This window comes from Thioclava pacifica DSM 10166 (assembly GCF_000714535.1).
Lineage (GTDB): Bacteria > Pseudomonadota > Alphaproteobacteria > Rhodobacterales > Rhodobacteraceae > Thioclava > Thioclava pacifica.
The window spans coordinates 235,046-259,584 of sequence record NZ_AUND01000034.1 but is presented as its reverse complement, the minus strand read 5'-3'; the positions used below and the strand labels follow the sequence as shown (position 1 = coordinate 259,584).

At 63.5% G+C, this 24,539-nt stretch carries 28 protein-coding genes and 1 tRNA gene; 15 read left to right on the top strand and 14 right to left on the bottom strand.

Annotated features, from left to right (window positions below; translation table 11 throughout):
• Nucleotides 1-7: 7 nt before the first annotated feature.
• From TP2_RS13295 to TP2_RS13270, 6 genes are read right to left on the bottom strand one after another with little or no spacing between them, the layout of a single operon-like run.
• A complete protein-coding gene (locus tag TP2_RS13295; RefSeq protein ID WP_038078294.1) occupies nucleotides 8-433 on the bottom strand; it encodes a hypothetical protein in 426 nt (141 codons plus the stop codon).
• Nucleotides 430-999 carry a hypothetical protein gene (locus tag TP2_RS13290; protein ID WP_038078291.1) on the bottom strand — a complete coding sequence of 190 codons (570 nt, stop codon included), beginning with the start codon at nucleotides 997-999 and terminating at the stop codon, nucleotides 430-432. Before TP2_RS13290 ends, TP2_RS13295 begins: the two co-directional genes overlap by 4 nt.
• Nucleotides 975-1,568, bottom strand: coding sequence for an HD domain-containing protein (locus TP2_RS13285; RefSeq protein WP_038078288.1), 594 nt, complete (start codon nucleotides 1,566-1,568; stop codon nucleotides 975-977). Before TP2_RS13285 ends, TP2_RS13290 begins: the two co-directional genes overlap by 25 nt.
• Nucleotides 1,565-2,002 (bottom strand): hypothetical protein, encoded by a 438-nt coding sequence (locus TP2_RS13280; RefSeq protein WP_038078285.1) that lies wholly within the window; start codon nucleotides 2,000-2,002, stop codon nucleotides 1,565-1,567. Before TP2_RS13280 ends, TP2_RS13285 begins: the two co-directional genes overlap by 4 nt.
• A complete protein-coding gene (locus TP2_RS13275; RefSeq protein WP_051692606.1) occupies nucleotides 1,999-2,295 on the bottom strand; it encodes a hypothetical protein in 297 nt (98 codons plus the stop codon). Before TP2_RS13275 ends, TP2_RS13280 begins: the two co-directional genes overlap by 4 nt.
• Nucleotides 2,295-2,972, bottom strand: a complete 678-nt coding sequence (locus TP2_RS13270) for an alpha/beta hydrolase (protein WP_038078283.1) — start codon at nucleotides 2,970-2,972, stop codon at nucleotides 2,295-2,297. The genes TP2_RS13275 and TP2_RS13270 overlap by 1 nt, the downstream gene beginning before the upstream one ends.
• Before the next feature lie 231 nt (nucleotides 2,973-3,203).
• Between TP2_RS13270 and iscR the strand changes: the two genes are divergently transcribed.
• The 11 genes from iscR (at nucleotide 3,204) to TP2_RS13215 (ending at nucleotide 12,892) form a co-directional block, all read left to right on the top strand.
• Nucleotides 3,204-3,662 (top strand): Fe-S cluster assembly transcriptional regulator IscR, encoded by a 459-nt coding sequence (gene iscR / locus TP2_RS13265; protein WP_038078281.1) that lies wholly within the window; start codon nucleotides 3,204-3,206, stop codon nucleotides 3,660-3,662.
• Nucleotides 3,663-3,807: 145 nt separating this feature from the next.
• Nucleotides 3,808-4,851 carry a cysteine desulfurase family protein gene (locus TP2_RS13260; protein ID WP_038078278.1) on the top strand — a complete coding sequence of 348 codons (1,044 nt, stop codon included), beginning with the start codon at nucleotides 3,808-3,810 and terminating at the stop codon, nucleotides 4,849-4,851.
• Between the two features lie 18 nt (nucleotides 4,852-4,869).
• Nucleotides 4,870-6,390: a Fe-S cluster assembly protein SufB gene (gene sufB / locus TP2_RS13255; RefSeq protein ID WP_038078276.1), complete on the top strand. Its 1,521-nt coding sequence runs from the start codon at nucleotides 4,870-4,872 to the stop codon at nucleotides 6,388-6,390.
• 102 nt (nucleotides 6,391-6,492) lie between these two features.
• Entirely contained in the window at nucleotides 6,493-7,023 is a 531-nt protein-coding gene (locus TP2_RS13250) for a hypothetical protein (RefSeq protein WP_038078275.1), read from the top strand.
• A 46-nt stretch (nucleotides 7,024-7,069) separates the two neighbouring features.
• A complete protein-coding gene (locus TP2_RS13245; RefSeq protein WP_038078274.1) occupies nucleotides 7,070-7,384 on the top strand; it encodes a heavy metal-binding domain-containing protein in 315 nt (104 codons plus the stop codon).
• A 9-nt stretch (nucleotides 7,385-7,393) separates the two neighbouring features.
• On the top strand, nucleotides 7,394-8,167 hold the full coding sequence (sufC, locus tag TP2_RS13240) for a Fe-S cluster assembly ATPase SufC (protein WP_038078273.1): 774 nt from the start codon (nucleotides 7,394-7,396) through the stop codon (nucleotides 8,165-8,167).
• Nucleotides 8,167-9,444 carry a Fe-S cluster assembly protein SufD gene (gene sufD, locus TP2_RS13235; RefSeq protein WP_038078271.1) on the top strand — a complete coding sequence of 426 codons (1,278 nt, stop codon included), beginning with the start codon at nucleotides 8,167-8,169 and terminating at the stop codon, nucleotides 9,442-9,444. The genes sufC and sufD overlap by 1 nt, the downstream gene beginning before the upstream one ends.
• 1 nt (nucleotide 9,445) lies before the next feature.
• Entirely contained in the window at nucleotides 9,446-9,937 is a 492-nt protein-coding gene (locus TP2_RS13230; RefSeq protein ID WP_038078269.1) for a Yip1 family protein, read from the top strand.
• Entirely contained in the window at nucleotides 9,937-10,530 is a 594-nt protein-coding gene (locus tag TP2_RS13225) for a YIP1 family protein (protein WP_038078267.1), read from the top strand. Before TP2_RS13230 ends, TP2_RS13225 begins: the two co-directional genes overlap by 1 nt.
• 9 nt (nucleotides 10,531-10,539) lie before the next feature.
• The gene (locus tag TP2_RS13220; protein WP_038078265.1) at nucleotides 10,540-11,760 is read left to right on the top strand and encodes a cysteine desulfurase; all 1,221 of its coding nucleotides are present in this window, start codon (nucleotides 10,540-10,542) and stop codon (nucleotides 11,758-11,760) included.
• Nucleotides 11,761-11,854: 94 nt separating this feature from the next.
• Nucleotides 11,855-12,892, top strand: coding sequence for a patatin-like phospholipase family protein (locus tag TP2_RS13215; protein ID WP_038078263.1), 1,038 nt, complete (start codon nucleotides 11,855-11,857; stop codon nucleotides 12,890-12,892).
• Here the strand turns inward: TP2_RS13215 and TP2_RS13210 are convergent.
• The 8 genes from TP2_RS13210 to TP2_RS18675 all read right to left on the bottom strand — a co-directional run bounded on the left by TP2_RS13210 (nucleotide 12,874) and on the right by TP2_RS18675 (nucleotide 21,455).
• The gene (locus tag TP2_RS13210) at nucleotides 12,874-13,584 is read right to left on the bottom strand and encodes a DUF502 domain-containing protein (RefSeq protein ID WP_038078261.1); all 711 of its coding nucleotides are present in this window, start codon (nucleotides 13,582-13,584) and stop codon (nucleotides 12,874-12,876) included. The two genes, TP2_RS13215 and TP2_RS13210, sit on opposite strands and share 19 nt — an antisense overlap.
• Before the next feature lie 85 nt (nucleotides 13,585-13,669).
• Complete coding sequence (locus TP2_RS13205; protein WP_038078260.1) at nucleotides 13,670-14,593, bottom strand: pseudouridine-5'-phosphate glycosidase; 924 nt, start codon at nucleotides 14,591-14,593, stop codon at nucleotides 13,670-13,672.
• On the bottom strand, nucleotides 14,590-15,492 hold the full coding sequence (locus TP2_RS13200; protein WP_038078258.1) for a PfkB family carbohydrate kinase: 903 nt from the start codon (nucleotides 15,490-15,492) through the stop codon (nucleotides 14,590-14,592). The genes TP2_RS13205 and TP2_RS13200 overlap by 4 nt, the downstream gene beginning before the upstream one ends.
• A 234-nt stretch (nucleotides 15,493-15,726) precedes the next feature.
• Nucleotides 15,727-17,292 (bottom strand): glutamine-hydrolyzing GMP synthase, encoded by a 1,566-nt coding sequence (gene guaA, locus TP2_RS13195; protein WP_038078255.1) that lies wholly within the window; start codon nucleotides 17,290-17,292, stop codon nucleotides 15,727-15,729.
• Between the two features lie 140 nt (nucleotides 17,293-17,432).
• Entirely contained in the window at nucleotides 17,433-18,743 is a 1,311-nt protein-coding gene (locus tag TP2_RS13190) for an HlyC/CorC family transporter (RefSeq protein ID WP_038078250.1), read from the bottom strand.
• Between the two features lie 33 nt (nucleotides 18,744-18,776).
• A complete protein-coding gene (locus TP2_RS13185) occupies nucleotides 18,777-19,742 on the bottom strand; it encodes a site-specific tyrosine recombinase XerD (RefSeq protein WP_038078246.1) in 966 nt (321 codons plus the stop codon).
• Nucleotides 19,739-21,298: a hypothetical protein gene (locus TP2_RS13180; protein ID WP_038078242.1), complete on the bottom strand. Its 1,560-nt coding sequence runs from the start codon at nucleotides 21,296-21,298 to the stop codon at nucleotides 19,739-19,741. The genes TP2_RS13185 and TP2_RS13180 overlap by 4 nt, the downstream gene beginning before the upstream one ends.
• Nucleotides 21,288-21,455, bottom strand: coding sequence for a hypothetical protein (locus tag TP2_RS18675; RefSeq protein WP_169739536.1), 168 nt, complete (start codon nucleotides 21,453-21,455; stop codon nucleotides 21,288-21,290). The genes TP2_RS13180 and TP2_RS18675 overlap by 11 nt, the downstream gene beginning before the upstream one ends.
• A gap of 147 nt (nucleotides 21,456-21,602) precedes the next feature.
• On the opposite strand from TP2_RS18675, the gene TP2_RS13175 reads away from it, so the two are divergent.
• The 4 genes from TP2_RS13175 (at nucleotide 21,603) to dusA (ending at nucleotide 24,525) form a co-directional block, all read left to right on the top strand.
• On the top strand, nucleotides 21,603-22,214 hold the full coding sequence (locus tag TP2_RS13175; RefSeq protein WP_420804616.1) for a shikimate kinase: 612 nt from the start codon (nucleotides 21,603-21,605) through the stop codon (nucleotides 22,212-22,214).
• 1 nt (nucleotide 22,215) lies between these two features.
• Nucleotides 22,216-23,325 (top strand): 3-dehydroquinate synthase, encoded by a 1,110-nt coding sequence (gene aroB / locus TP2_RS13170; RefSeq protein WP_038078240.1) that lies wholly within the window; start codon nucleotides 22,216-22,218, stop codon nucleotides 23,323-23,325.
• A gap of 48 nt (nucleotides 23,326-23,373) precedes the next feature.
• Nucleotides 23,374-23,450, top strand: a tRNA-Arg gene (locus TP2_RS13165).
• Between the two features lie 76 nt (nucleotides 23,451-23,526).
• On the top strand, nucleotides 23,527-24,525 hold the full coding sequence (gene dusA, locus TP2_RS13160) for a tRNA dihydrouridine(20/20a) synthase DusA (RefSeq protein ID WP_038078238.1): 999 nt from the start codon (nucleotides 23,527-23,529) through the stop codon (nucleotides 24,523-24,525).
• The last annotated feature ends 14 nt before the right edge of the window (nucleotides 24,526-24,539 follow it).

The following is a 24,539-nucleotide window of genomic DNA, read 5'->3' as shown; positions in this document are numbered from 1 at the left end:
GAGAATTTCAACGCCGCGGCGGACGCATCCTGCATTGATCGGGACCGCTGAGCCTCAGCGCGGTTGCGAAAAGGCACAGTAGGGTCAGGAGGATCAGCAGGAACGGCACGTTGCGCGCCGCGATATTGGCCGGGATCGTCGCGCAATCCGGGATCAGAATGAGAAAGGCGAAGAAAGGTGTGGCCGCGAGGATCAGCACGACCCATTCGAGCCAGTTGAACCAGAGCCCGTTGCGAAACAGCCGGATCAGCGCCGGGATCAGGAGCAGCACGAGAGAGAAGGGGATCGTGTCGTCATCTCCGCCCGAAGACATCGCCTCGCGACACGGCGTGCCCGCGCTGCCCACAAGCGGCGCATCGAACTGAATGAAAAGCGCACCAAGCAGGACGGCGGCAACAAGGAAGGCAAAGAACAGGATGTTCCAGCCGCTCATCGCTCGCCCGGAGCTGCACGCGCCGCCTCGAAAATCGCGAATGGGACGCGAGCCAAGAGTGCGAGACCAGCCCAGCAACCAGCGAGGAACGGCATCGCGAATATGAAAAACCCGGCTTCTGGCCCCTTCCTGTCGCAATCATGCACTGCGTCGGGAGGAAGCAAGATCCACGCCATTGTCCCGAGTAATCCGAGCAACGCAAAGCCAAAGACAAGGCGGGTCCAGCGGGTCGTACCGAAAGACGCGGGCAGGGCAAGAAGAAACGGCGGCAAATAGAGCAGAGCGAAAAGCGCCAGCAACCATTCGGGCGAGCTCATGCCTGTGCCCTGATGGAGCGTGGAAAGTATCTGGGATATAAAACTGTGGTTCCAGACCCCGTCCTGGAAGATCGTAAAGATCTGGCGAAAAGTCATCGTGTCGATTGTGCCCGTCGGCATGCCGGGGGCTGCCTGATATCCGATGCAGGCGCGCCAATCGGCGTCGCTGAGCGCGACCAGCCCATCATAGACCACACCGCAGAGCGCGGCATAAAGGACTGGGACTACAAACCGCGCCGTTCGAACCATGACTCGACCCTTGCGCGCACCCAGTCCCAGACCGCGGGCGCACCGCGCGAGATCTTGGTGCCGATGCGCTCTTCGAGTTGCGGGAAGGTCACGTCATATTCGATCCAGGACCCGCCGCCCGACTGGTGGTTGAGCAGCACCGGCTGCACCCGGTCGAGCGATTTCGCGAAGATCGCGTCGGGGCTCTCATTGGCCTCGAACTCGCGCCAGAGCGCGAGCAGTTCTGCCCCCTGATCCTCGGGCAGCAGTCCGAAGATCCGCTCGGCCGCCGCCGCCTCGGCCTTGAGGATCGCCTCGGCCCCATGCGCCGTCCCGCCCTGCGAATGGATCGGTACATCGCCCACGTCGATCTCGACGAGATCATGGAGCAGCAGCATCCGGATCACCCGGTCGATCGTGACACCCTCGGGCGCCTGATCGGCGAGCGTCAGCGCATAAAGGGCAAGCGACCAGCTATGTTCGCCCGAGTTTTCCGGCCGCGAGGCGTCATGGATCGGCGTTGCGCGCGTGACCGATTTCAGCTTCTCGGCTTCGGCGAGAAAGGCGAATTGGCGATCAAGGCGAGTCACGAGCGTCTCCAGAGTTTCGGCAGCAACAGCAGGAAGGCCACGAAGAGGAACAACCCGCCGATCCGCCACATCATCGCCCGATCCGAAAAGTTCGCGCAATCGATACGTGGAACGGCAAACGCATAGAAAAAGAGCGTGCCGAGGATCGACAGGAGTACGGTGCCAAGCCCCACCACCGGCGGGATCGCACGATTGGCCGCCGAGAGCAGCAACAGCGTCCAGCCGATCCAGAGTGGAAGAACGGAAATCAACAAATGGAACGGGCTGCTCAGGAGACCCGCAAAGCCGCGGATCATCGCCTCGCCGCGCGTGGCAGCTCCGGTCCAGTCGCCCTCACAGAGCATGTGAGTGGCATGGAAGGCCGTGGCGATGACAAGCGACAGGCCGAGCGCGAGCGCCGCGGCATAGAAGGCCGTCATCGCCGGACGGCTCACGCCTCGTCCTCGGGTTTTCCGGGCGTCTTGGCCTGCGCCTCGGCGGCAGCCGCTGCGATTGCAGCCTTGCGCGCATTGGCATCAAGCTCGCGCAGACGTTTCTCGAAATATGTACGCCCGCGCTGCTCGGCCATATGAAGGCGGCAGGCGGTCATGAAGGCCTCCTGCAAGGAGGGTGACGATGTGCCAATATAGTCGCCGACCTCCATGAAGAGGCGGTCGTTGCCATATTTCCGCATCGCCTCCATGGTCTCGGCGGCAAGTTTTTCGGCCAGCTCGTCGATCAGCGCCATCAGCGCGTACCCTCGGTCAGGCGGCGGCGCACATAGGTCTGCACGGTCTCGATCATCGGCTTCATATGGGCTTCTTCGTTCTTGAAGAAGTGATCCGCGCCCTCGACGACCTCATGGGTGATCGTGATGCCCTTCTGCTCTTGCAGCTTGGCGACGAGCTGATCGGTCTCTTTCGGCTGCGCGATCCGGTCGTTCGAGCCGTTGATGATCAGGCCCGAAGAGGGGCAGGGCGCGAGGAACGAGTAATCGTAATTGCCGGGCCCGGGCGACGAAGGGCCGGGCGGCGCGACCGAGATGAAACCAGTGATCTCGGGGCGGCGCATCAAAAGCTGCATCCCGATCCAGGCGCCGAAGGAGTGACCGGCAACCCAGCAATGTTTGGAGTTCGGGTTCATCGCCTGAAGATAATCAAGCGCCGAGGCCGCGTCGCTGAGCTCGCCAATGCCCTGGTCATATTCGCCCTGGCTGCGACCCACGCCGCGGAAATTGAAGCGCAGCACCGTGAAGCCCATCTTGAAGAAGGCATAATGCAGGTTGTAGACGACGCGATTGTTCATCGTGCCGCCGAATTGCGGATCGGGATGAAGGATGATCGCGATCGGTGCGTCGGGAGCGGGCTGCGGATGATAACGGCCCTCAAGGCGACCTTCGGGACCGGGGAAAATGACTTCGGGCATCGTCTCTCGTTTACTGTTGCCAGCTTGGCTCCTGGGCGCGCGCTGCGACCTCGCGTTTCTTGACGGGTCGGCACGTCTGGCCTAGGAGGAAGCCACCCCCGGCGCCATGCCGGGAGATCGGGTATGGGTGGAGGTAATCGGCCCTCGCGCTTGCGTCAATGCTTTCAGCGGTTTTTGCGTGCGTTAGGGGTCGATTTCGGTCAGCTTTAGGGCTCCAGGCGGGAGGGTCGCATGAAACTGTCGACGAAAGGGCGTTACGCGATGGTCGCGCTGGTGGATCTGGCGCTGGCGGGCGAGGGCAGCCGGACCTCTCTGGCCGCGCTCTCGGAACGCCAGGACATTTCGCTGCCCTATCTCGAACAGCTCTTCGTGCGGCTGCGCCGCGCCGGCCTGGTGAATTCGGTCCGCGGGCCGGGAGGCGGCTATCGCCTCGCGCGCTGCCCGTCGGAAATCCGTATCTCCGAGATTTTCGAAGCCGTGGACGAGACGGTCTCGGCGATGCATGTGGGCGCAGGCGCCTCGGGGGCGATCTCGGGCTCGCGGGCACAATCCATGGCGAACCGGCTCTGGGAGAGCCTTTCGGCTCAGGTCTTCGTTTTCCTGCATCAGACGACGCTGGACGACGTGGTGAAGAACCGCCTCAAGCCTTGCCCGGCCGTGCCGAGCCTGTTCTCGGTCGTGGACGAGTAACCCCGGCCGTCGCTCGGGGCTGGCAAGACGCGGACGCTCCGCGGGGGATATTTGATGCAGTTGGAATGTGAGGGTTTGCGTCTTCCAACTGCTTCAAATATCCCCGCCGGAGGCATCCGACCTCTCAACCAAGCGGAGCGCAGGCATGGCGCGAACCTATCTCGACTGGAATGCGACGACCCCTTTGCGGGCCGAGGCGCGCGCGGCGATGATCGAGGCGATGGATGTGGTGGGCAACCCGTCCTCCGTCCATTCCGAGGGCCGCGCGGCCAAGGCGCTGATGGAGCGGGCGCGCGCGCAGGTGGCGGCGGCGCTTGGGGCCGAGGGGCAGGATGTGATCTTCACCTCGGGTGCGACGGAGGCTGCGGCACTGGCGCTAGCCGGGCAGGGGGTGCATTGCGCGGGCGTCGAGCATGACGCGGTGCGCAGCTGGTGCGCCGAGGATCTGCCCGTGGACCGCGCGGGGCGGATTTCGGTTGAGGATCCGGGTCATGCAGCGGTGCAGCTGGCCAATTCCGAGACTGGCGTCGTGCAGGACTTGCCCGAGGGTCTCTATTTCAGCGATCTCACGCAGGCGTTCGGCAAGATCCCCTTCGCTTTCAACTGGCTCGGCCTGACTTGCGGTATCGTCTCGGCGCATAAGCTGGGCGGGCCGAAGGGGGTCGGCGCGCTGGTGGTCAAGCGCGGCACGGATATCGCGGCGCAGCTGAAGGGCGGCGGGCAGGAGATGGGTCGGCGCGCGGGCACCGAGAACCTGATCGGCATTGCCGGTTTCGGAGCGGCCGCCGAGGCCGCCTCGCGCGATCTTGAGCGCGGGAACTGGGATCAGGTGGAAAAACTTAGAAACATTCTAGAGAACGCCATTGCGGATCGGGCAAATGAGACTATTTTTGTCGGGAATGAATCGCGCAGGCTTCCGAACACCTCCTGCTTCCTCACGCCCGGATGGAAGGGCGAGACGCAGGTGATGCAGATGGATCTGGGCGGTTTTGCCGTTTCGGCCGGCTCGGCCTGTTCGTCGGGCAAGGTGAAAAGCTCTGCCGCGCTGGTGGCGATGGGCTTTAGCGAAGAGGAAGCCGGCTCTGCGCTGCGGGTCTCGATCGGGCCCGACACGCGCGAGGAAGATGTGATGCGTTTCGCCGAACACTGGCTGAAATGCGAAGGGAAACACCGCGCGCGGCGCGGGTGAGCGACAGGAGAGGCCGATATGGCGGGTGCGGATCAGGTGGAAGTGCGCGAAGGCGTGGATCGCGAGACGGTCGAGACCGTCCAGAACATGGGCGCCTATAAATACGGCTGGAACACCGAGATCGAGATGGAATACGCGCCCAAGGGCGTGAACGAGGATATCGTCCGCCTGATCTCGGAGAAGAACAACGAACCCGAATGGATGACCGAGTGGCGCCTGAAGGCCTTCGCGCGCTGGCAGGACATGAAGATGCCCGACTGGGCGCTCCTGAACATCCCCGAGATCGACTTCCAGAATCAGTATTATTACGCGCGTCCGAAAAGCATGGTGGAAAAGCCCAAGTCGCTCGACGAGGTCGATCCCAAGCTGCTGGCCACCTATGAAAAGCTTGGCATTCCGCTGAAGGAGCAGATGATCCTCGCCGGTGTCGAAGGCGCCGAGGATATCGACCTCAACGACCGTCAGGTCGCCGTCGATGCGGTGTTCGACTCTGTTTCCGTGGGCACGACCTTCAAGGACAAGCTGGCCGAGGCAGGGGTGATCTTCTGCTCGATCTCGGAGGCGATCCAGGAACACCCGGAGCTGGTGAAGAAATATCTCGGTTCGGTCGTGCCGCAGGCGGACAACTTCTATGCCGCGCTGAACTCGGCGGTGTTCTCGGACGGCTCCTTCGTCTACGTCCCGCCGGGCGTGCGCTGCCCGATGGAACTCTCGACCTATTTCCGCATCAACGCGGAAAACACCGGGCAGTTCGAACGCACCCTGATCATCGCCGACAAGGGCTCCTATGTGAGCTATCTCGAAGGCTGCACCGCGCCGCAGCGCGATGTCGCGCAGCTGCACGCCGCGGTCGTCGAGATCATCATCGAGGAAGACGCGGAGGTGAAATACTCCACCGTGCAGAACTGGTTCCCGGGCGACGAGAACGGCAAGGGCGGCATCTACAACTTCGTCACCAAGCGCGCGGATTGCCGCGGCGACCGCGCCAAGGTGATGTGGACGCAGGTCGAGACCGGCTCGGCGATCACCTGGAAATACCCGTCCTGCATCCTGCGCGGCGATGACAGCCAGGGCGAGTTCTACTCGATCGCCATCGCCAACAACTACCAGCAGGCCGATACCGGCACGAAGATGCTGCATCTGGGCAAGAACACCCGCTCGCGCATCGTCTCGAAGGGTATCTCGGCGGGCAAGGCGCAGAACACCTATCGCGGCCAGGTCTCGATGCACCCGAAGGCCACCGACTCGCGCAACTACACGCAATGCGACTCGCTGCTGATCGGCGATAAATGTGGCGCGCATACGGTCCCGTATATCGAGGTGAAGAACAATTCGAGCCGCGTGGAACACGAGGCGACCACCTCGAAAGTCGATGACGATCAGCTCTTCTATTGCCGCGCGCGCGGGATGGACGAGGAAGAGGCCGTGGCCCTTGTCGTCAACGGATTCTGCCGCGAAGTGCTGCAAGCGCTGCCGATGGAATTTGCCATGGAAGCCCAAAGCCTTGTCGCGATTTCGCTGGAGGGCAGCGTCGGGTGATTTGCACACGTGTAAATTGCGAAATGGCCTTGGATGCGCCCCAATTCGGGCACATTGCTTTAGCATGTCTTATCCCGCCTAGAAGACAGATCGAGGTGGGCCATGACCATATCCAGCACAAGCTTCAACGACCGTCTGATGCGGATCGAAAAGATCTCCGCCAAGAACAAGGGTCGGGTGGTGCTGCATGTGGGCGATCGCGAGATGAACGTGCGCGCGGATTCCGAGATGCTGCGTGGCGCGATTGCCGAGCCGCGAGCCAAGCGTCGCTTCTTCGCCTTTATCCCCGCGCTTGCAACGGGCATGGCTGGCTTCGTGCTCGCCTCGGCGCTGCGCGAGCATTTCATGACGCCGCAGATAGCGGACGCGATCGGCACGCATGCGGATCTCGCGCTCTTCGGGGCAGCGCTTTTTGCCGCCTTCGTGATGGGGCTGTTCTTCAAGCTCCTGTCGAAGAAACTCTTCGTGCTGCAGGCTATCGGGGTCGTCATCGCAATGGCGGGGATTCACAACCTCGCGTTCTGGCAGCCCACCATCGCCTCGTCGGTCTTTTCCGACGCCTGGGTGCAGCAGAAGATGGCCGAGACCGAGCCGGGCACGCTGGCCTATGCCGGGGCCGTGATCCACTTCTGACCTGCGGCGGTGCGGCCCCGCTGGGTCGCTCCATCGGAGGTCGCGCATGATCGTCACCACTACCCCTACCATCGAAGGCCGCCCGATTGCGGCCTATCATGGCATCGTCGTGGGCGAGGCCATCATGGGCGCCAATGTCGTGCGCGACATCTTCGCCTCTGTCACCGATATCATCGGCGGCCGTTCGGGGGCTTACGAATCCAAATTGCAAGACGCGCGCTCCACGGCGCTGCGTGAACTTGAAGATCGCGCCCGCGAACTGGGCGCGAATGCCGTTGTCGGCGTCGATCTCGATTACGAGGTCGTCGGCCAATCCATGCTGATGGTGTCGGCCTCCGGCACCGCTGTCACCGTATCCTGAGGAAGAACCATGCTTGAGATCAAGAACCTGCACGTCAAACTGGAAGAAGAGGACAAGCAGATCCTCAAGGGCGTCAACCTGACCGTCGAGGCCGGCAAGGTCCACGCGATCATGGGGCCGAACGGCTCGGGGAAATCGACGCTGAGCTACGTTCTGTCGGGTCGCGACGGCTACGAGGTGACCGAGGGCGAGGCGGAACTCGACGGGATGGACCTGCTCGAAGCCGAGCCCGAAGAGCGCGCGGCGGCGGGCCTGTTCCTCGCGTTCCAATATCCGGTCGAAATCCCGGGCGTGGGCAACATGACCTTCCTGCGCACCGCGCTCAATGCGCAGCGCAAGGCGCGCGGCGAAGAAGAGATCTCCGCCGGTGATTTCCTCAAGCTCGTGCGCGAAAAGGCGAAATCGCTGAAGATCGACGCCGATATGCTCAAGCGCCCGGTCAATGTCGGCTTCTCGGGCGGCGAGAAAAAGCGTAACGAAATCCTTCAGATGGCGCTTCTGGAGCCGAAGATGTGCATCCTCGACGAGACCGACTCGGGCCTCGACGTGGACGCGATGCGCCTGGTGGCCGAAGGGGTGAACGCGCTGCGCGACGAGAAGCGCTCCTTCCTCGTGATCACCCACTACCAGCGCCTGCTCGACCACATCAAACCCGATGTCGTGCACATCATGGCCGATGGCCGCATCATCGAAACCGGCGGGCCGGAGCTGGCGCTTGAGGTCGAGAAGAACGGCTATGCCGATCTGCTGGCCAAGCACGGGATCTCGGAGGTGATGGCGTAATGTCGGCTGTCGAGAAAATGACCCCCGCCGAGGCGCGGCTTGCCCGCGTCACGCTGCCCGAGGGTTTCGGGCCGCAACGCCGGGCTGCGCTCGAGCGTCTGACCGCGATGGGCCTTCCGGGCCGTCGCGACGAATACTGGCGTTGGACCAACCCCACCGATTTCATCGCGCCCGAGCCGGTTGCCGCAGCACCTTTCGTCGATGACGAGCCGGAACTGTTCGGCGAGATCGACCGTCTGAAGATCGTGTTCCGCGATGGTGTGTTCGATGCAGAGGCCTCGGACGATCTGACCATGTCGGGCGTCGAGATCCTGCGTTTGGCCGAGGCGGGCGATGTGAACTGGGCAAGTTCGCTCTATGGCACGCTGGAGGCCAACGGCCAGAAACCGGTCGTGCGTCCATTCGCGGCGCTCAACACCGCCTCGGCCACCGACGGCGTGCTGATCCGCGTCACGGGCAAGGCCGAAAAGCCGGTGAGCTTGATTTATACTCATGAATCAGAGGCTTCCGACCCAATCTTGCACCACCTCGTGAAGCTCGAGGAGGGTGCCGAGATCACCGTTCTGGAAAACGGCCCGGCCGGTGCGCGCTTCAACAAGCTGATGGAAGTCGATGTCGCCAAAGGCGCGCGTTTCCACCATATCCGCGTGCAGGGCCGCGATCACGAGCTTCGTGCGGTGACCGGCATCTTCGCGCGTGTCGCGGAAGAGAGCCTGTTCAAATCCTTCACCCTGACCTCGAACGGGGTCCTGACGCGCAATGAATGCGTGATCGACATCGTGGGCGACGACGCCAATGCCCATGTCGCGGGCGCGGCGCTTGGCGACGGCAAGACCGGCGCGTTCCACCACGACGACACGATCTTCATCACCCATGACGCCGAACGCTGCGAGAGCCGCCAGGTGTTCAAAAAGGTACTGAAGAACGGCGCGCAGGGCGTGTTCCAGGGCAAGATCCTTGTGAAGCCGGGCGCGCAGAAGACCGACGGTTACCAGATCAGCCAGTCGCTGTTGCTCGACGAGGACAGCCAGTTCCTCGCCAAGCCGGAGCTGGAAATCTACGCCGATGACGTGCAGTGCTCGCATGGCTCGACCACCGGCGCGATCGATGAGACCGCGCTCTTTTACCTGCGCTCGCGCGGGGTTCCGGTCGAGGAGGCAACCGCGCTTCTGGTTCTCAGCTTCGTGGCCGATGCCATTGAAGAGATTGAAGAAGAGCGGTTCCGTGACGCGATTCTGACGCGGCTCGAAGGCTGGCTTTCGCGGCATCGCGGCTGAGATGGCGGCCAGCGACGACATCCTGCGGACCTATCGGCGTCCGCGTGTGGTGATGCGTGAACATCTGGCGCGTCCAGCCTCCGAGCCGCGCGCGCTGGTCTTCTTGCTGCTGGCCCTGACGGTGATCTTCATCGGTCAGTGGCCGCGCCTGTCGCGGGTGGCCCATGAAATGCCCGATCAGCCAATGGTCGGCTTGATGATGGGGACGATGCTTGCGCTTCTGGCGACCGTCCCCATCTTCTACCTGATTGCGGCGCTCGGTCATCTGGTCGCGAAAGTTATGGGCGGTCAGGGTAGCTGGTACGGTGCGCGGCTTGCGCTGTTCTGGGCGCTGCTCGCCGTCTCGCCGATGATGCTCCTGCAAGGGCTTGTCGCAGGTTTTATCGGGATCGGGCCGCAGCTCTCTCTGGTGTCGGTTCTGGTCGGGGTGGCGTTCTTGCTGTTCTGGGTTGCGGGTTTGCGTGTTTCGGAATTCGAAGGAAAAACAAACTGATGCAGGTCGATCTTAAAGACTGGCTGATGCGCAGCTTCACCGAACCTCGTGCGGTCGCGCGCGAGCTCATGGCGCTCAACCTGCCCAACGAGACGCGTTTTCAAGCGATGGTGCTTGTCGTTGTGATGAGCGCGATCCTCGGTACGCTGGCGCAGATGGTCTTCACCGTCATCACCAAGCTCGACCTGGGAGAGTTGACCTCGCCGCTGATGGTGGTCGGGCTTCAGGCCTCGCTGCTGCTCTATGGCGCCTTTGCCATGTCCTTCGTGGGGCAGCGCGCGGGTGGCAGCGGAAGTTATTCCGATGCGTTGCTGCTGCTCACCTGGATCGAGTTCGTGCTGATGATCGGGCAGGTGATCCAGGTCGTTCTCATGGTCTTCTTTCCGATCTCAGCGACGATCATGTCGCTTCTTCTGGTCGGCCTGATGTTCTATCTGCTGGTACAGTTCACGATGGAACTGCACGGCTTCACCAATCCTTTGGCGGTCGCAGTCGGGGTCATCCTGACCTTCCTCGGGTCCGCCCTGATCGCCGGGATCGTGCTGGTCTCGACCGGGCTCGTGCAGATGCCCGCCGCCCCCATGCCGAGCTGAGGTAGAGACATGTATGACATCGCGAAAATCCGTTCGGATTTCCCCATCCTGTCGCGAGAAGTGAACGGCAAGCCCTTGGTTTATCTTGATAACGGGGCCTCGGCGCAGAAGCCGCGCGTGGTGATCGACGCGATGACCCGGATGTATGAGGACGAGTATTCCAACGTCCATCGCGGGCTGCATACGCTCTCGAATATCGCGACCGAGAAATACGAGGGGGTGCGTGCGATCGTCGCCAAATTCCTGAAGGTGAAGGACGCGGATGAGATCGTTTTCACCACCGGCTCGACTGAAGGGATCAACCTGATCAGCTATGCCTGGGCCGCGCCGCGGCTGCAGCCGGGCGACGAGATCGTGCTCTCGGTATTGGAGCATCACGCGAATATCGTGCCGTGGCATTTCCTGCGCGAGCGTCAGGGGGTGAAGCTGGTCTGGGTGGAGCCCGAGGCCGATGGCTCGCTGCCGCCCGAGAAGGTGCTCGAGGCGGTCACCGAACGCACCAAGCTGATCGCGATCACCCATATGTCGAATGTGCTGGGCACGCTGGTCGATGTGAAAACCATCGCCCATGCCGCGCGCGAGAAGGGGATCGCCACTCTGGTCGACGGCTCGCAAGGCGCGGTTCACGGGCCGGTCGATGTCGAGGATCTGGGCTGTGACTTCTATGCGATCACCGGACATAAGCTATATGGACCAAGCGGTTCCGGGGCGATCTTCATCCGAAAGGAGCGGATGGCCGAGATGCGTCCCTTCCTTGGCGGCGGCGATATGATCGACACCGTGACCCGCGACAGCGTCACCTATAACAAGCCCCCGATGAAATTCGAGGCAGGCACACCCGGCATCGTGCAGCAGGTGGGGATGGGCGTGGCGCTCGACTACCTGATGCAGATCGGGATGGAGAATATTGCGGCCCATGAGCGCGGCCTGCGGGATTACGCGCAGGAAAAGCTGACCGGGCTGAATTGGCTCAACGTTCAGGGCAATGCGCCGGGCAAGGGGGCGATCTTCTCGCTCACGCTCAACGGGCCCGCGCATCCCCATGATATCTCGACCATTCTCGACAAGCGTGGCGTTGCCGTGCGCGCAGGCAGCCATTGCGCGATGCCGCTGATGGAGTGGCTCGGGGTGTCCGCGACCGCGCGCGCGTCCTTCGGGATGTATAACACCCGCGAAGAGGTCGATGCGCTCGTCTCGGCGCTCGAACTTTGCCACGAATTGCTGAGCTGACGCGGCGCGCACGGTTTTGAGACGCTCTGTGCGCTTGCCATTGCTGCGATGCAGCATAACTTCTTCACGGTAGGACCGACGAAGAAGGTAAGAGATGAAACGCAAGACCATCAACCTCGCCCTTCAGGGCGGCGGCGCACATGGTGCCTTCACCTGGGGCGTTCTCGATCGTTTTCTCGACGAGGATTGGCTTGATTACGCCGCAATATCGGGGACATCGGCGGGGGCGCTGAACGGTGCGGCGTTTAAGGCGGGCTATGCGCGTGGCGGTCGTGATGGAGCACGTGCCGAGCTTGACCGACTCTGGGGCCAGGTTTCCGAAAGCGTTGATCTCCGTCTCAACCGCATCCTTCCCTCGGAACTTCCCGGCGTAGAGGCGCTCACGCGCTGGTTCGACGCCTTCACCCCGGCCGCCTTCGTCGACGGCATCTCGCGCGTCTTCTCGCCCTATGATTCAGGCCCGTTCTACGTCAACCCGCTGGCCTCGGTGGTCGAGAAATTCCGCTACGAGGATGTCTGCGGTGCGGAAGGCCCGGAGCTGTTCGTTTCGGCCACCAATGTGCGTACCGGCAAGATCCGCGTCTTCGCCCATGAAGAGATCACCGCCGATGCGATCCTCGCCTCGGCCTGCCTGCCCGAGATCTTTCGCGCGGTCGAAATCGACGACCCGAAGACGGGCCGGACCGAAGCCTATTGGGATGGCGGGTTTACCGGCAACCCGCCGCTTTTCCCGCTCTTCGAGCCGCAATATCCGCGCGATGTGGTGATCGTCTCGATCAACCCTCTGCTGCGGGATGAAATCCCGAAGACGCCGGCTCAGATCGACGAGCGGATCAACGAGATCAGCTTTAATTCCTCGCTCCTGCGAGAGCTGCGCGCGATCAATTTCGTGCGCCGGCTGATCGCCGAAGGGCGTTTCCCCGAAGGCGCGATGAAGGATGTGTTGATCCACGTGATCGCGGATGATGACATCATGACCCAGCTCAGCACGAAGTCGAAGATCATGCCCGAATGGGGAATGCTGCAAAAGCTCAAGGATGCCGGGAGGGCGGCGGCCGATCGCTGGCTCGAGGCCCATGCCGACAAGATCGGTAGCGAGGCCTCGACCGATCTTCACTCCTTGTTCGACTGAATCTTCGCCTTGATTTTGCGCCCGTCCTTGCCCTTCGCCTCTTTGGGCTGCGGATAGACGAGGCCGGCCGAGATGATCAGCTTCGCTGCATCCTCGACCGACATGTCGAGATAGGTGACCTGCGATTGCGGTACGAACAGCAGGAACCCCGAGGTCGGGTTCGGCGTGGTCGGCAAGAAGACAGAGATCAGCGGATCGTCATCGTCGGCCTTCGCCGCGATCTCGCCTTTCGCGGTGGAGGAGACGAAGGCGATCGCCTTCAGACCCTCGCGCGGATAGTCGATCATGCAGGCGCGGTCGAACTTGGCCTCCGACTGGCTCAGCACCGTCTCAGCGATCTGCTTGAGCCCGCTATAGACCGTGCGCACCAGAGGCAGCCGGTCGACGATGCTCTCGCCGAAACGGATCATCGTGCGCCCGAAAAAGCCCTTGGCGAGCCAGCCCACGACGACGGTGAAGATCAGGAAGATGATCACGCCGATGCCGCGCACATTTACGCCGATATAGCGTTCGGGGCGCAGTTCTGGCGGCACGAGCGGCAGCACCCAGCCATCGACCCAGCCCGCCATCGTCCACATCAGCCAGATCGTCAGGCCGATCGGCGCGACCACTATCAGCCCGGTGAAAAACGAGGCGCGCAGGGCGGCAAAGCGCGAACGGCGGCGCGGCAACTGATCTTCGGGTTTGGTCATGGGCCTCTCGCGGGCACGGGCGCATCTGGCGCGGGATCTGCCTGCTATCTAGGCACCGCCCGCGCTTTCAGCAATGGCAAAGGTGTCAGCCGCGGCGCGCCGCTGTGATTTCGCCCGCGATTGCAGCAGCCAGGCGAGCGTTGTTCAGAACGAGGGCGATATTGGCCTCGAGCGAGCGGCCTTCGGTCAGCTCGAAGATGCGCGACAGCAGGAAAGGCGTGACCGCCTTCGCGGCGATGCCTTGCGCCTCGGCCTCGGCCAGAGCGGCTTCGATCACCGGCACGATCTCGTCTCGGGCGATCTCGGCCTCGTCGGGGATCGGGTTCGCGATCAATTGCCCGCCGGGCAGGCCAAGGCTGGCGCGGGCCAGCTGCGCCTGTGCGATTTCACCCGCCGTATCGGCCCGCAGCGGTGCGGGCAGGCCCGAGCTGCGCGACCAGAAAGCGGGAAAGTCATCCTGACCGAAGGCAATCACCGGCACGCCATGCGTTTCCAGAACTTCCAGCGTTTTCGGAAGGTCGAGAATGGCTTTGGCGCCCGCTGCCACCACGCTCACCGGGGTCTGCGCCAGTTCCAGCAGATCGGCGGAGATGTCGAAGCTTTCCTCGGCCCCGCGATGAACGCCGCCGATCCCGCCGGTCGCAAACACGTCGATCCCGGCCAGATGCGCGCAGATCATCGTCGCGGCCACGGTGGTCGCCCCGCTCGCACCCTTGGCAAGGCACACCGCCAGATCGGCGCGGCTGACCTTCATTGCATCATTTGTACGTGCGAGCCGCTCGAGCGCGTCCTGTTCGAGGCCAATATGGATGAGCCCGCCCATCACCGCGATGGTTGCAGGAACCGCGCCGGATTTGCGGACTTCCGCCTCGACGCGCTGTGCGGTTTCGAGATTCTGCGGATAAGGCATCCCATGAGTGATGATCGTCGATTCCAGCGCGACGATCGGGCGGCCAGCGGCTTTCGCCTCGGCGACCTCGGCGGAATAGGTGAGGGGGGCGGTCGTCATGTCGCAAGCTCTCCGGAAACATAGCGGGCGGCGGCGAGCAGTGCGCGGTCGAGCGCCTCCGCCCGGGTTCCGCCCTGGCGCTCGGCCACGAGATGCGCGGCCATGAAAGTATCGCCCGCGCCGGTGACGCGGGTCACGAGAACGGGGGGCGGGGCGGCCGAAATCACGCCGCCTGCCGTCGCGCATCCATCGGCAGCCGCCTTGCCGCCATCGGTGACGAGCACCCGATGCGCGCCGCGCGCGAGCAGGGTTTCGGCGGCCGTCTCGGCGCTCTCGAAGCTGCGCTGGCACAGGATGCCCGCCTCTTCGAGATTGACATAGAGCGTGGCGGACGGGTGCGCGAGCAGCGGCATCAGGCGCTCGGCCTTGCCGGGGCTGGCGGGCGCCACGCGCAGATCGGATTTGGCGAAAAGCGGCGAGCTTGCGATCTGGCTCAGCAGCGCCTCGGTCAGGTTGCCGTCGAGCGCCACGGGCCCATCCCAGGGGGCGTCCTCGGTCCCAAGCCGCCCGTCGGACAGCGGCGCCAGGATCTTGTCGCCCGCCGCTTCCAGAGAATGTGCATCCGCGATCGCCGCGATCAGCCCGTTCGCGCCCTCGATCGCCATGTAACGGTCCGTTGGCAGATCGTCCGAGCGATAGAGATAGCGGCAATCGATCCCGAGCACTTCCGCAGCCCGGATCAGATCTTCGCCCTGACTGTCTCGCCCTAGGGCGGTCAGCACCGCGGGCTTGAGACCAAAGCGGCGCAAAGTCATCGCGATATTCATCGCAACGCCACCCGGCAAACGCTCGATCCGGCCCGGCACATCGGCGCCCGCGCGCATGTGCAGGCTGGCGCGCCCGATGATATCCCAAAGGACCGAGCCGATGCAGAGAATGTCAGGACGGGTTTCTGTCATGATCCCTCTGTGGCGCGGTTTGTGAGGCGGGGCAAGGGGGGCTCTTCGCCCGTCGCCGCGGCGCGACAAATAATGGTCGAGCCGGGGTCTCAGAGACGCCCACGGTTTCATGCAGTTGAAAGGATGGAGGCGGCGCCGGGATGGGCCCTGCGCGTATCTGCCTTCAACTGTTCGAAATAGTCTTGGGGAGAGTCTTCCTGAAAGGAAAAGAGGGGGCAGCGCCCCCTCCCGATGTCATTCCCACTCGATCGTGCCGGGCGGCTTCGAGGTGATGTCGTAGGTGACCCGGTTGATCCCCTTCACCTCGTTGATGATCCGCGTCGCGGTCTCGCCCAGGAACTCATGGGTGAACGGGTAGTAATCGGCGGTCATCCCATCGACGGAGGTCACCGCGCGCAGCGCACAGGCATAGTCATAGGTGCGCCCGTCGCCCATCACGCCCACGGTGCGCACCGGCAGGATCGCAACGAAAGCCTGCCAGATCTCGTCATAGAGCCCGTGCTTGCGGATCTGGTCGATATAGACCGCATCCGCCTTGCGCAGGATCTCCAGCTTTTCGCGGGTGATCTCGCCGGGGCAACGGATCGCGAGGCCGGGGCCGGGGAAGGGGTGGCGGCCGATGAAGGAGGCGGGCAGGCCAAGCTCGTGGCCCAGTGCGCGCACTTCGTCCTTGAACAGCTCGCGCAACGGCTCGACCAGTTTCAGGCCCATCTTCTCAGGCAACCCGCCCACATTGTGGTGCGACTTGATCGTGACCGAGGGGCCGCCAGAGAAGCTCACCGATTCAATCACATCGGGGTAGAGCGTCCCTTGCGCGAGGAATTCCGCATCCTCGATCTGGTTGGCGTATTTCTGGAACACGTCGATGAAGAGCCGACCGATCGTCTTGCGCTTCACTTCGGGGTCGGTGACGCCTTCCAGCTCGCCGAGGAACAGTTCGCTCTCATCGGCATGGATCAGCTTGATGTTGTAATGGTCGCGGAACATCGTGACCACTTCCTCGGCCTCGTTCATCCGCAGAAGACCGTGATCGACGAAAACGCAGGTCAGCTGGTCGCCGATCGCCTCATGGAGCAGGATCGCGGTGACCGAGCTGTCGACGCCGCCCGACAGCCCGCAAATGACGTGGGAATTGCCCACCTGTTCGCGGATCTGGCGGATCGCCTCGTCGCGGTAGCCCGCCATCGTCCAGTCGCCGGTGAACCCGGCCATCTGCACGAAGTTCTCGTAAAGCGTCTTGCCATTGGGCGTGTGATGCACTTCCGGGTGGAACTGCACGGCGTAGAAATTGCGGCTCAGATCGGCGGTGATCGCATAGGGCGCGCCCGGCGAGGTTCCGAAGACCTCGAAGCCCGGCGCGAGCCTGGAGACATGATCGCCATGGCTCATCCACACCTGCTCGCGGCCCGTGCCATCCATGAACCAGCCGTTCAGAAGGTCGATGCGCGTCTCGGTCGGCGTCACATAGGCGCGGCCGAACTCGGCGGTGTGGCTCTGACCGGCTTCCACCAGACCGCCCAGATCCTGCATCATCACCTGCTGGCCATAGCAGATCCCGAGGATCGGCACGCCAAGGCTGTAGGCGCTGGCCGGCGGGCGCGGCGATCCCTCGCGGGTGACGCTGTCGGGGCCGCCCGAGAAGATGATCGCCTTGGGGGCGAACTCCTTAAGGAAGGCATCCGTCACGTTCTGATAGGGATGGATTTCGCAATAGACATTGAGCTCGCGAAGGCGACGCGCGATCAGCTGCGTGACCTGAGAGCCGAAGTCGATGATGAGGAGGCGCTGGTGCTGTGTCATGGCTTTGCCATTAGGGCCGGCGCGCCTTCTTGGCAAGAGGGCAGCATATCAGCCGCCCGCCTCGACGCGGAATTCCTTTGCCAGCGCCCTTTGAATTGGCAATTCGCCCCTCCGGGGCGGCTGCGACGCCAGAGCCTTACTCAGGCGTCGGGGATCAGCGGGCGGATCTTGATCCGGGTAAGGCGGTTGTCCTTGCGCGTGAGTACCTCAAAACGGAAGCCATGGAAGGAGAAGACCTGGCCTTCGGTCGGGATCGTCTGAGCTTCGTGAATCACCAGACCCGCGATCGTGTTGGCCTCGTCATCGGGCAGGCTCCAGTCGGTCTCCCGGTTGAGGTCGCGGATCGTCATCGCACCATCGACGATGTAATCACCGCTTTCCGTGGGTTTGAGGCTGCGCTCGGCCTTGGGGTCGAACTCGTCCGTAATTTCGCCCACGATTTCCTCGAGAATATCTTCGAGCGTCAGCAAGCCGCGCAGATCGCCATATTCGTCCACGACAAGGGCGAAATGCGTGCGGCGCTTGAGAAATTCCTGCATCTGCTCGTCCAGCGGCGTCGTCTCCGGGACGAAATAGGGCTTCATCATTACCTTGGTGATGTCGAGGTCGGAGACGCTCTCGAGCGTACCGTCGCCACCGCGCACGACCTTTTCCACCGCGCGCAGCAGGTCCTTGGAGTGGATCACGCCGACGACGTTCTCGCGCTCGCCGCGATAGAGCGGCAGGCGCGTATGGGGCGAGGAGAGCACTGCCGTCAGGATCGAATCCGGATCCTGTTCGATGTCGAGCATCTCGATCTGCGAGCGATGCAGCATGATCTCCTCGACCGTGCGATTGCCCAGATCGAGAGCGCCCAAAAGGCGATCGCGGTCTTCCTTGTCGACCGTTCCCTCGGACTGACCCAGTGCGAGCGCACCCGCGATTTCCTCGTGGATCGAAAACATGTGGGTGTTCTTGTCGGTGCGCATCCCGAACGCGTAAAGGATCCCGCGCACGATCATCCGTACCACCGCGACGATCGGGGCGAGCACGAATGTCACGACGCGGATCGGACCGGCGACCTTGGCGGCGACCTTCTCGGGCAGGGTGATTGCATAGGTCTTCGGCAGAACTTCGGAGAAGATCAGCACCAGCAGCGTCATCACCAGCGTCGCCAGCGCCACGCCCGATTGCCCGAAGATCCGGGTCAGCAGCGCCGTGGCCAGCGAGGCGGAGAGGATATTGACCACGTTATTGCCCAGCAGGATCGCACCGATCAGCCGCTCGCTATCCTCGGTGACCTCCAGAGCGGTCTTCGCGCCCGTCTCGCCCTTGTCGGCCTGCGCGCGCAGTTTGGCGCGGCTCGCCGCCGTCAGTGCTGTTTCAGAGCCCGAGAAAAAGGCCGAAAGCGCCAGAAGCAGTACGATCGCACCGGCGGTGATCCAGAACGCAATATCGAGAGAGTTTTCCATGGGCTTAGGTTATGGGGGCGCGCCGGGGCGCATTCAAGCGTCCCCATGACGTTTGCCGCGACCTTTCGCAAGCGGGTGGTGTTGAAGCACCAATTCCTTGAGGCGTTCATCAAGCACATGGGTGTATATCTCGGTGGTCGAGAGATCGGCATGGCCCAGAAGCATCTGGATCGCACGCAGATCGGCGCCGCCTTGCAGAAGATGCGTTGCGAAGGCGTGGCGCAGGACGTGGGGGGTGACCTTTGCCGGGCTGATCCCCGCATTCACCGCGATATCCTTCAGCAGCCGATGAAAGGCCTGCCGGGTCAGGTGACCCTCCTTGCCGGGCGAGGGGAAGAGAAACCGTGAGGGCGGGGCCCGATGCTGGAGTCGCGCCTCTTCCTCAATCGCATCGCGCGTGCGAAGCCAGTCGGTCAGTGCCTCACGCGCAGGCGGCGAGAGCGGGACCATGCGCTCCTTGTCGCCCTTGCCGCGCACCAGGAGCATGCGCGGATCGCCCCGCGCGGCGGAAACTGGCAGCGAGACGAGCTCTGACACCCGCATCCCTGTCGCGTAGAGCAGTTCCATCAGGCAACGGTTTCGGATTTGGTCTTTCTGCGACCGGCCCTGATCGCGGGCGGCCTCCAGCAATGCCTCGACCTCTTCGAGCGAAAGTGTCTTGGGCAGCCGTTGCGCACGCCCCGGGCCGGAGATGCGGATCGCAGGATTGTCGGCACGCCAGCCTTCTTCATAGGCGAAACGGAAGAGTTGGCGGATCGCGCTCAGGCGCCGCGCGCGGGTCGATTTCGCGAGCCCATCCGCTTCGCATCGGATCAGGTAAGTCTCGATGTCCTCGCGGGTGAGGGTCGCATAACTCAACCCTTTTTCCTGAAGAAAACCTGCGAAGTCATTGAGATCGCGCCCATATCCGAGAATGGTATTGCGTGCGGCCCCGGCCTCGGCGGCTTGTGCCTCGAGAAAGGCGGGGAGCCAGCGTGGGTCGGATGGCGCCTCGCTCATCCGCGCCGCTCCAACACCAACAGCTCGATCGCTGCGCGTCGCGCCGTCGATTCCAGACCGACGAAGCGGAGCAGACGCAGCCCGTCCTGCACTCGCGGATAATCACCCTTCGCGCCTTCGGTGACATCGCCGATCGCCTCGATGATCGCAAGACCGAGCTGGTCGGGCAGAAGCCCCTCATAACGGTCTGCGGCGGCGGTGGGCGGGGTGTCGAACACGTCCTTGAGGGCGCGGCCCAGACTGCTGCGGGCACGCGCCTGCGACGTATCGCCCTGCGCCAGTCCCGCAAGCAGATCGCCGCGCGGATCGGCCTCGGCGCCGGTGCGGGCGTTTTCCTCGTAAGCGGGGGTGAGCAGGCTCAATTCGAATGCCAATCGGGCGGCTTTGCCCGACAGTGCCATGCCCGAAAGCTGATCGCCAAACAGCGCGGCGAGAACCGGTTCAAGCTCTTCCTCCGCCATTGCAGTGTAGGCGCGGGGCAGAGCGCGCGAGACAGCTTTTGCATCGCCCGCGGCCAGCGCCTTGTCGAGGTCTGAAACCGCCGAGACCCGGTCCCAGAGTGCGCCCGACGCGGCCGCCTTGCGTTCCGTGTAGAGCCCCAGCAGGCGGTTCGGATCGAGCACGCCCGCGCGCGCCAAACGCTCTGCCGCCTCAAGCTGCGATTTCCAGCCGTTATTCTCGGTGAGATCGGCCTGCGCGAAGGCCAGCGGCAAGACCGAGGTCGGCAGCGGTTGGCCGATTGCTTCCATCATCTTGTAGCTCAGCGGCGTGACGGGATCGGGCGGCGTCATCTCTTCGGCGCTCTCGGCCAGCATCGGGTCGAGAAACTGCTCCAGGAGGCTCACTTCAGAGGCCGGAATTTGCCCGAGTACCTTTCCGGTGCCGAACGTCAGCTCGGCGAGATCCCATTGCCCGTTGCGTGCAAGACAAAAGATCCGCGCTGCGTAGGAGGGCGCAATCGAGGGGCTGCGTTCGATGATCTTGCAGGCCCGGCGCTCCTGCCCCAGCAGCAGCGCCACGTCGAAACTGCGCCGGAAGATCTCGGGATTGTTCGTCCCGGCCTGCGAGAGTAGCGCATGGGCCTGATCGAGCGCACCCATGTCGAGAAGCCTGTCCACGCGCGCCAGAAAAAGCTGGTTGCGCTGCGACGGCTCGGCGATTTCGGGCGGGTTCAGCTCGGCCAGGAGGAGTGTCATCGTCAGGCTTTGCAGCGCGGGGAGCTGATCGAGCGGCATCGCTCGCAATGCCTGTGCCAATTCGGGCTCGGGCGTCTTGCCCCAGAGCGTGCGCGGCAGCCCGGTGCGTTCGGCCGGCAACAACCCCAGCGTATCGGCCGAAGGCGCATCGAGCGAGAGCACCGCGATATCCTCGATCCCCCCCGTGCCGGTAATCGTCTCATCGGGGATCTGGCCGCTGCGCGGCGCGTTGGCCACGGAATGCGAGAGCCAGTCGATCGCGGACATGGGTTGAGAGACCTCGGCGCGCGGCGCGCTGGCCGTCGCGAGGATCAGGAGACCGGCAAGGCTCGCCGCGAGCGCGCGGCGCTCAGTTCCCACCCGTTCCCCCGCTGCCTGCGCCGATCCCGCCGGGCAGGGTGACTTCGATACGCTGCTGCTGGCTGTCGGGGCTCATGTCTCCGAGATAGGCGAAGCCGATCACGCCGATCGTGCCAAGGATCAGGAGGATGACGATGAGCTTGAAGATGCGCCCCATTTTCTCTCTTTTCTGCCGTCTGTCGCGGCCCCTTCCCGGTCAGGCGGGCCGTTCTTGGTTGCGGTTTCGCATTGATCATATATGGCATTTCAGGGAAGTTCACGCCATTCAAGGGGGTCCGCGTCACGTTTGTGCAAGGCTCCGCCGATGCGCGAGATGGGACCGGAAGACGGGATTGACAAGGTGAGAGCCGGGGCAGAGCAGGATCAACCGGTGCTGGGGCATCTGACGCGCTCTATCGTGCTGGTGGGCATGATGGGCTCGGGTAAGACGGCCGTCGGCACTGCGGTGGCGCGCTTTCTCGGTGCGCCCTTCCTCGATAGCGACCATGAAATCGAACGCGCGGCGCAGATGACGGTGGCGGAAATTTTCGCCCGCGATGGCGAACCGTTCTTCCGTGCACGCGAATCGGAAGTGTTGGAACGGCTTCTGTCCGGGCCACCCGGTGTGATCTCGACCGGAGGCGGGGCTTTCCTGTCGGAGACCAATCGAGAGATGATCGCGCGGCTTGGGGTTTCGGTCTGGCTCAAGGCCGATCTGGAGCTGCTCTGGAACCGGGTGCGCCACAAGAATACCCGACCGCTCCTGCGCACGGCTGATCCGAAGAAGACGCTGACCGATCTGCTCGCGCAGCGCCTGCCGCATTATTCCAAAGCGCAGGTCGTGGTCGAGGCAGAGCAGGGGCTTTCGGTGCCGGATATGGCGCGCAAGGTGATCGCGCATCTGCGCGTGGTCGATGGTTTGATCGAAGAGGTGTAAGATGCGTGAGATCGTTCCGGTCGAGTTGGGCGAGCGGTCCTATGAGGTGCGCATCGGCACCGGGCTGCTGGAGAACGCGGGCGCCGAGATCGCGCCCTTGCTGCGCCGTCCGCGTGTCGCGGTCGTCGCTGATCAGACGGTCGCCGATCTGCATCTGGAAACGCTGCGCCAGGGGTTGGGCGATATCGAGATGGTCGCGCTGACCCTTCCGCCGGGCGAGGCCACGAAGAGCTGGCCGCAGTTCACCCGCACCGTCGAATGGCTGCTGGAACAGAAGGTCGAGCGCAAGGATATCGTCATCGCCCTGGGGGGCGGCGTGATTGGCGATCTGGTGGGCTTTGCGGCGGCCGTGCTGCGCCGGGGCGTGCGGTTCGTGCAGATCCCGACCTCGCTTCTGGCGCAGGTGGACAGCTCCGTGGGCGGCAAGACCGGGATCAACGCGCCGCAAGGCAAGAACCTGATCGGCGCCTTTCATCAACCCTCGCTGGTGCTGGCCGATCTCGGCGTTCTGGGCACGCTGAAGCCGCGCGATTTCCTCGCTGGCTATGGCGAGGTGGTGAAATACGGGCTGTTGGGAGATGCTGCGTTCTTCGATTGGCTGGAGGCCAATGCGCCGGCAATGGCCGCAGGCGATATGGACAAGCGCCTACACGCGGTAAAACGCTCGGTCGAGATGAAAGCCGAGATCGTGGCGCGCGACGAAACGGAAGAGGGCGACCGGGCGCTGCTGAACCTTGGCCACACCTTCTGTCACGCGCTCGAGGCCGCAACGGGCTTTTCGGACCGGCTGTTGCATGGCGAGGGCGTCGCGATCGGGTGCGCGCTGGCCTTCGAACTCAGCCAGCGCCTCGGCCTGTGTTCACAAGAGGCCCCAAGCCGCGTGCGCGCCCATCTGCGCGACATGGGCATGAAAGTCGATCTGGCCGATATTCCGGGCGCATTGCCCGATACCGAAGGTCTGATCGCGCTGATGGCGCAGGACAAGAAGGTGCTCGACGGAAAACTGCGCTTCATCCTCGCACGGGGCATCGGTGACGCCTTCGTCACCTCGGACGTGCCGCGCGATGTCCTGGCGGGCGTTCTTGATGACGCGCTGGCCGCGAAGGGCTGAGAATTCGCAGTTGCGGCGCGCGCACGGCTTCTCTATATCCGCGCTCAGGCACCCGTAGCTCAGCTGGATAGAGCGCTGCCCTCCGAAGGCAGAGGCCACAGGTTCGAATCCTGTCGGGTGCGCCACCTCCCTCTCATCGGTAGACTTTTCGCCTTGGGGGCGGGGGCGACGCATTAACGACGGTCCACGAGGCAAGCCGCCATGACGACATCCGACGCCCTGACCCGTGCCGCGCGCCTGTCCGTCGCGCCGATGATGGACTGGACGGATCGGCATTGCCGCTATTTCCACCGTCAGATCAGCTCTCAGGCGTTGCTCTATACGGAGATGGTTACGGCGCCTGCGGTCATTCATGGCGATCGCGAGCGGCTTCTGGGATTTGATGCCGCCGAGCATCCGGTCGCGCTGCAGTTGGGCGGCTCGGACCCGGAGGAGCTTGGTGCGGCGGCGCGCATCGGCGCGGATTTCGGATATGACGAGATCAATCTCAATTGCGGCTGCCCCTCGGATCGCGTGCAATCGGGCGCGTTCGGGGCTGTTCTGATGAAAACGCCCGATCTCGTGGCCGACTGCGTCGCAGCGATGATCGCCGCGCAACCCGTAGAGGTGACGGTGAAATGTCGGATCGGCGTCGATGATCAGGACCCGCAGGAGGTGCTGCCCGCGTTTCTGGAAAAGATCGCCGCCGCCGGCGTGACCCGCGTCACGATCCACGCACGCAAGGCCTGGCTGCAAGGTCTCTCGCCGAAAGACAACCGCGAGATCCCGCCGCTCGATTACCCGCTCGTCCACGCGATGAAGGCAGCGTTCCCGCAGCTTCATATCTCGATCAATGGCGGGATTGCCGATCTGGCTGGCGCCGAGGCGGAACTGGCACAGGGGCTCGACGGGGTGATGGTGGGACGCGCCGCCTATCACCAACCGATGGAGGTTCTGGGCGCGGCCGATGCACGGCTCTGGGGGCAGGGTGCGCCGCGAGATGCGTTCGAGGTGGCGGAGGCGATGATCCCTTATATCGCAGATCACCTCGCAAAAGGTGGTCGCCTGCACCAGATCACGCGCCACATGCTCGGTCTCTTCCATGGAAAACCGGGCGCGCGCCGCTATCGCCAGATCCTCTCGGAAGGGGCCACCCGCGATGGTGCCGGGGTTGAACTTTTCGAGAGCGCGTTGTCACCGCTGCGTGAACGGGGTAACTGAGCGGAAATCAAGGA

Excerpts from the sequence above, each read along its gene's own strand:
- TP2_RS13295 (WP_038078294.1), bottom strand. The coding sequence starts at position 433 with ATGAGCGGCTGGAACATCCTGTTCTTTGCCTTCCTTGTTGCCGCCGTC.
- TP2_RS13290 (WP_038078291.1), bottom strand. The coding sequence starts at position 999 with ATGGTTCGAACGGCGCGGTTTGTAGTCCCAGTCCTTTATGCCGCGCTC.
- TP2_RS13275 (WP_051692606.1), bottom strand. The coding sequence starts at position 2,295 with ATGGCGCTGATCGACGAGCTGGCCGAAAAACTTGCCGCCGAGACCATG.
- TP2_RS13270 (WP_038078283.1), bottom strand. The coding sequence starts at position 2,972 with ATGCCCGAAGTCATTTTCCCCGGTCCCGAAGGTCGCCTTGAGGGCCGT.
- iscR (WP_038078281.1), top strand. The coding sequence starts at position 3,204 with ATGAAACTGTCGACGAAAGGGCGTTACGCGATGGTCGCGCTGGTGGAT.
- TP2_RS13260 (WP_038078278.1), top strand. The coding sequence starts at position 3,808 with ATGGCGCGAACCTATCTCGACTGGAATGCGACGACCCCTTTGCGGGCC.
- sufB (WP_038078276.1), top strand. The coding sequence starts at position 4,870 with ATGGCGGGTGCGGATCAGGTGGAAGTGCGCGAAGGCGTGGATCGCGAG.
- TP2_RS13250 (WP_038078275.1), top strand. The coding sequence starts at position 6,493 with ATGACCATATCCAGCACAAGCTTCAACGACCGTCTGATGCGGATCGAA.
- TP2_RS13245 (WP_038078274.1), top strand. The coding sequence starts at position 7,070 with ATGATCGTCACCACTACCCCTACCATCGAAGGCCGCCCGATTGCGGCC.
- sufC (WP_038078273.1), top strand. The coding sequence starts at position 7,394 with ATGCTTGAGATCAAGAACCTGCACGTCAAACTGGAAGAAGAGGACAAG.
- sufD (WP_038078271.1), top strand. The coding sequence starts at position 8,167 with ATGTCGGCTGTCGAGAAAATGACCCCCGCCGAGGCGCGGCTTGCCCGC.
- TP2_RS13230 (WP_038078269.1), top strand. The coding sequence starts at position 9,446 with ATGGCGGCCAGCGACGACATCCTGCGGACCTATCGGCGTCCGCGTGTG.
- TP2_RS13225 (WP_038078267.1), top strand. The coding sequence starts at position 9,937 with ATGCAGGTCGATCTTAAAGACTGGCTGATGCGCAGCTTCACCGAACCT.
- TP2_RS13220 (WP_038078265.1), top strand. The coding sequence starts at position 10,540 with ATGTATGACATCGCGAAAATCCGTTCGGATTTCCCCATCCTGTCGCGA.
- TP2_RS13215 (WP_038078263.1), top strand. The coding sequence starts at position 11,855 with ATGAAACGCAAGACCATCAACCTCGCCCTTCAGGGCGGCGGCGCACAT.
- TP2_RS13210 (WP_038078261.1), bottom strand. The coding sequence starts at position 13,584 with ATGACCAAACCCGAAGATCAGTTGCCGCGCCGCCGTTCGCGCTTTGCC.
- TP2_RS13205 (WP_038078260.1), bottom strand. The coding sequence starts at position 14,593 with ATGACGACCGCCCCCCTCACCTATTCCGCCGAGGTCGCCGAGGCGAAA.
- TP2_RS13200 (WP_038078258.1), bottom strand. The coding sequence starts at position 15,492 with ATGACAGAAACCCGTCCTGACATTCTCTGCATCGGCTCGGTCCTTTGG.
- guaA (WP_038078255.1), bottom strand. The coding sequence starts at position 17,292 with ATGACACAGCACCAGCGCCTCCTCATCATCGACTTCGGCTCTCAGGTC.
- TP2_RS13190 (WP_038078250.1), bottom strand. The coding sequence starts at position 18,743 with ATGGAAAACTCTCTCGATATTGCGTTCTGGATCACCGCCGGTGCGATC.
- TP2_RS13185 (WP_038078246.1), bottom strand. The coding sequence starts at position 19,742 with ATGAGCGAGGCGCCATCCGACCCACGCTGGCTCCCCGCCTTTCTCGAG.
- TP2_RS18675 (WP_169739536.1), bottom strand. The coding sequence starts at position 21,455 with ATGGGGCGCATCTTCAAGCTCATCGTCATCCTCCTGATCCTTGGCACG.
- TP2_RS13175 (WP_420804616.1), top strand. The coding sequence starts at position 21,603 with ATGCGCGAGATGGGACCGGAAGACGGGATTGACAAGGTGAGAGCCGGG.
- aroB (WP_038078240.1), top strand. The coding sequence starts at position 22,216 with ATGCGTGAGATCGTTCCGGTCGAGTTGGGCGAGCGGTCCTATGAGGTG.
- dusA (WP_038078238.1), top strand. The coding sequence starts at position 23,527 with ATGACGACATCCGACGCCCTGACCCGTGCCGCGCGCCTGTCCGTCGCG.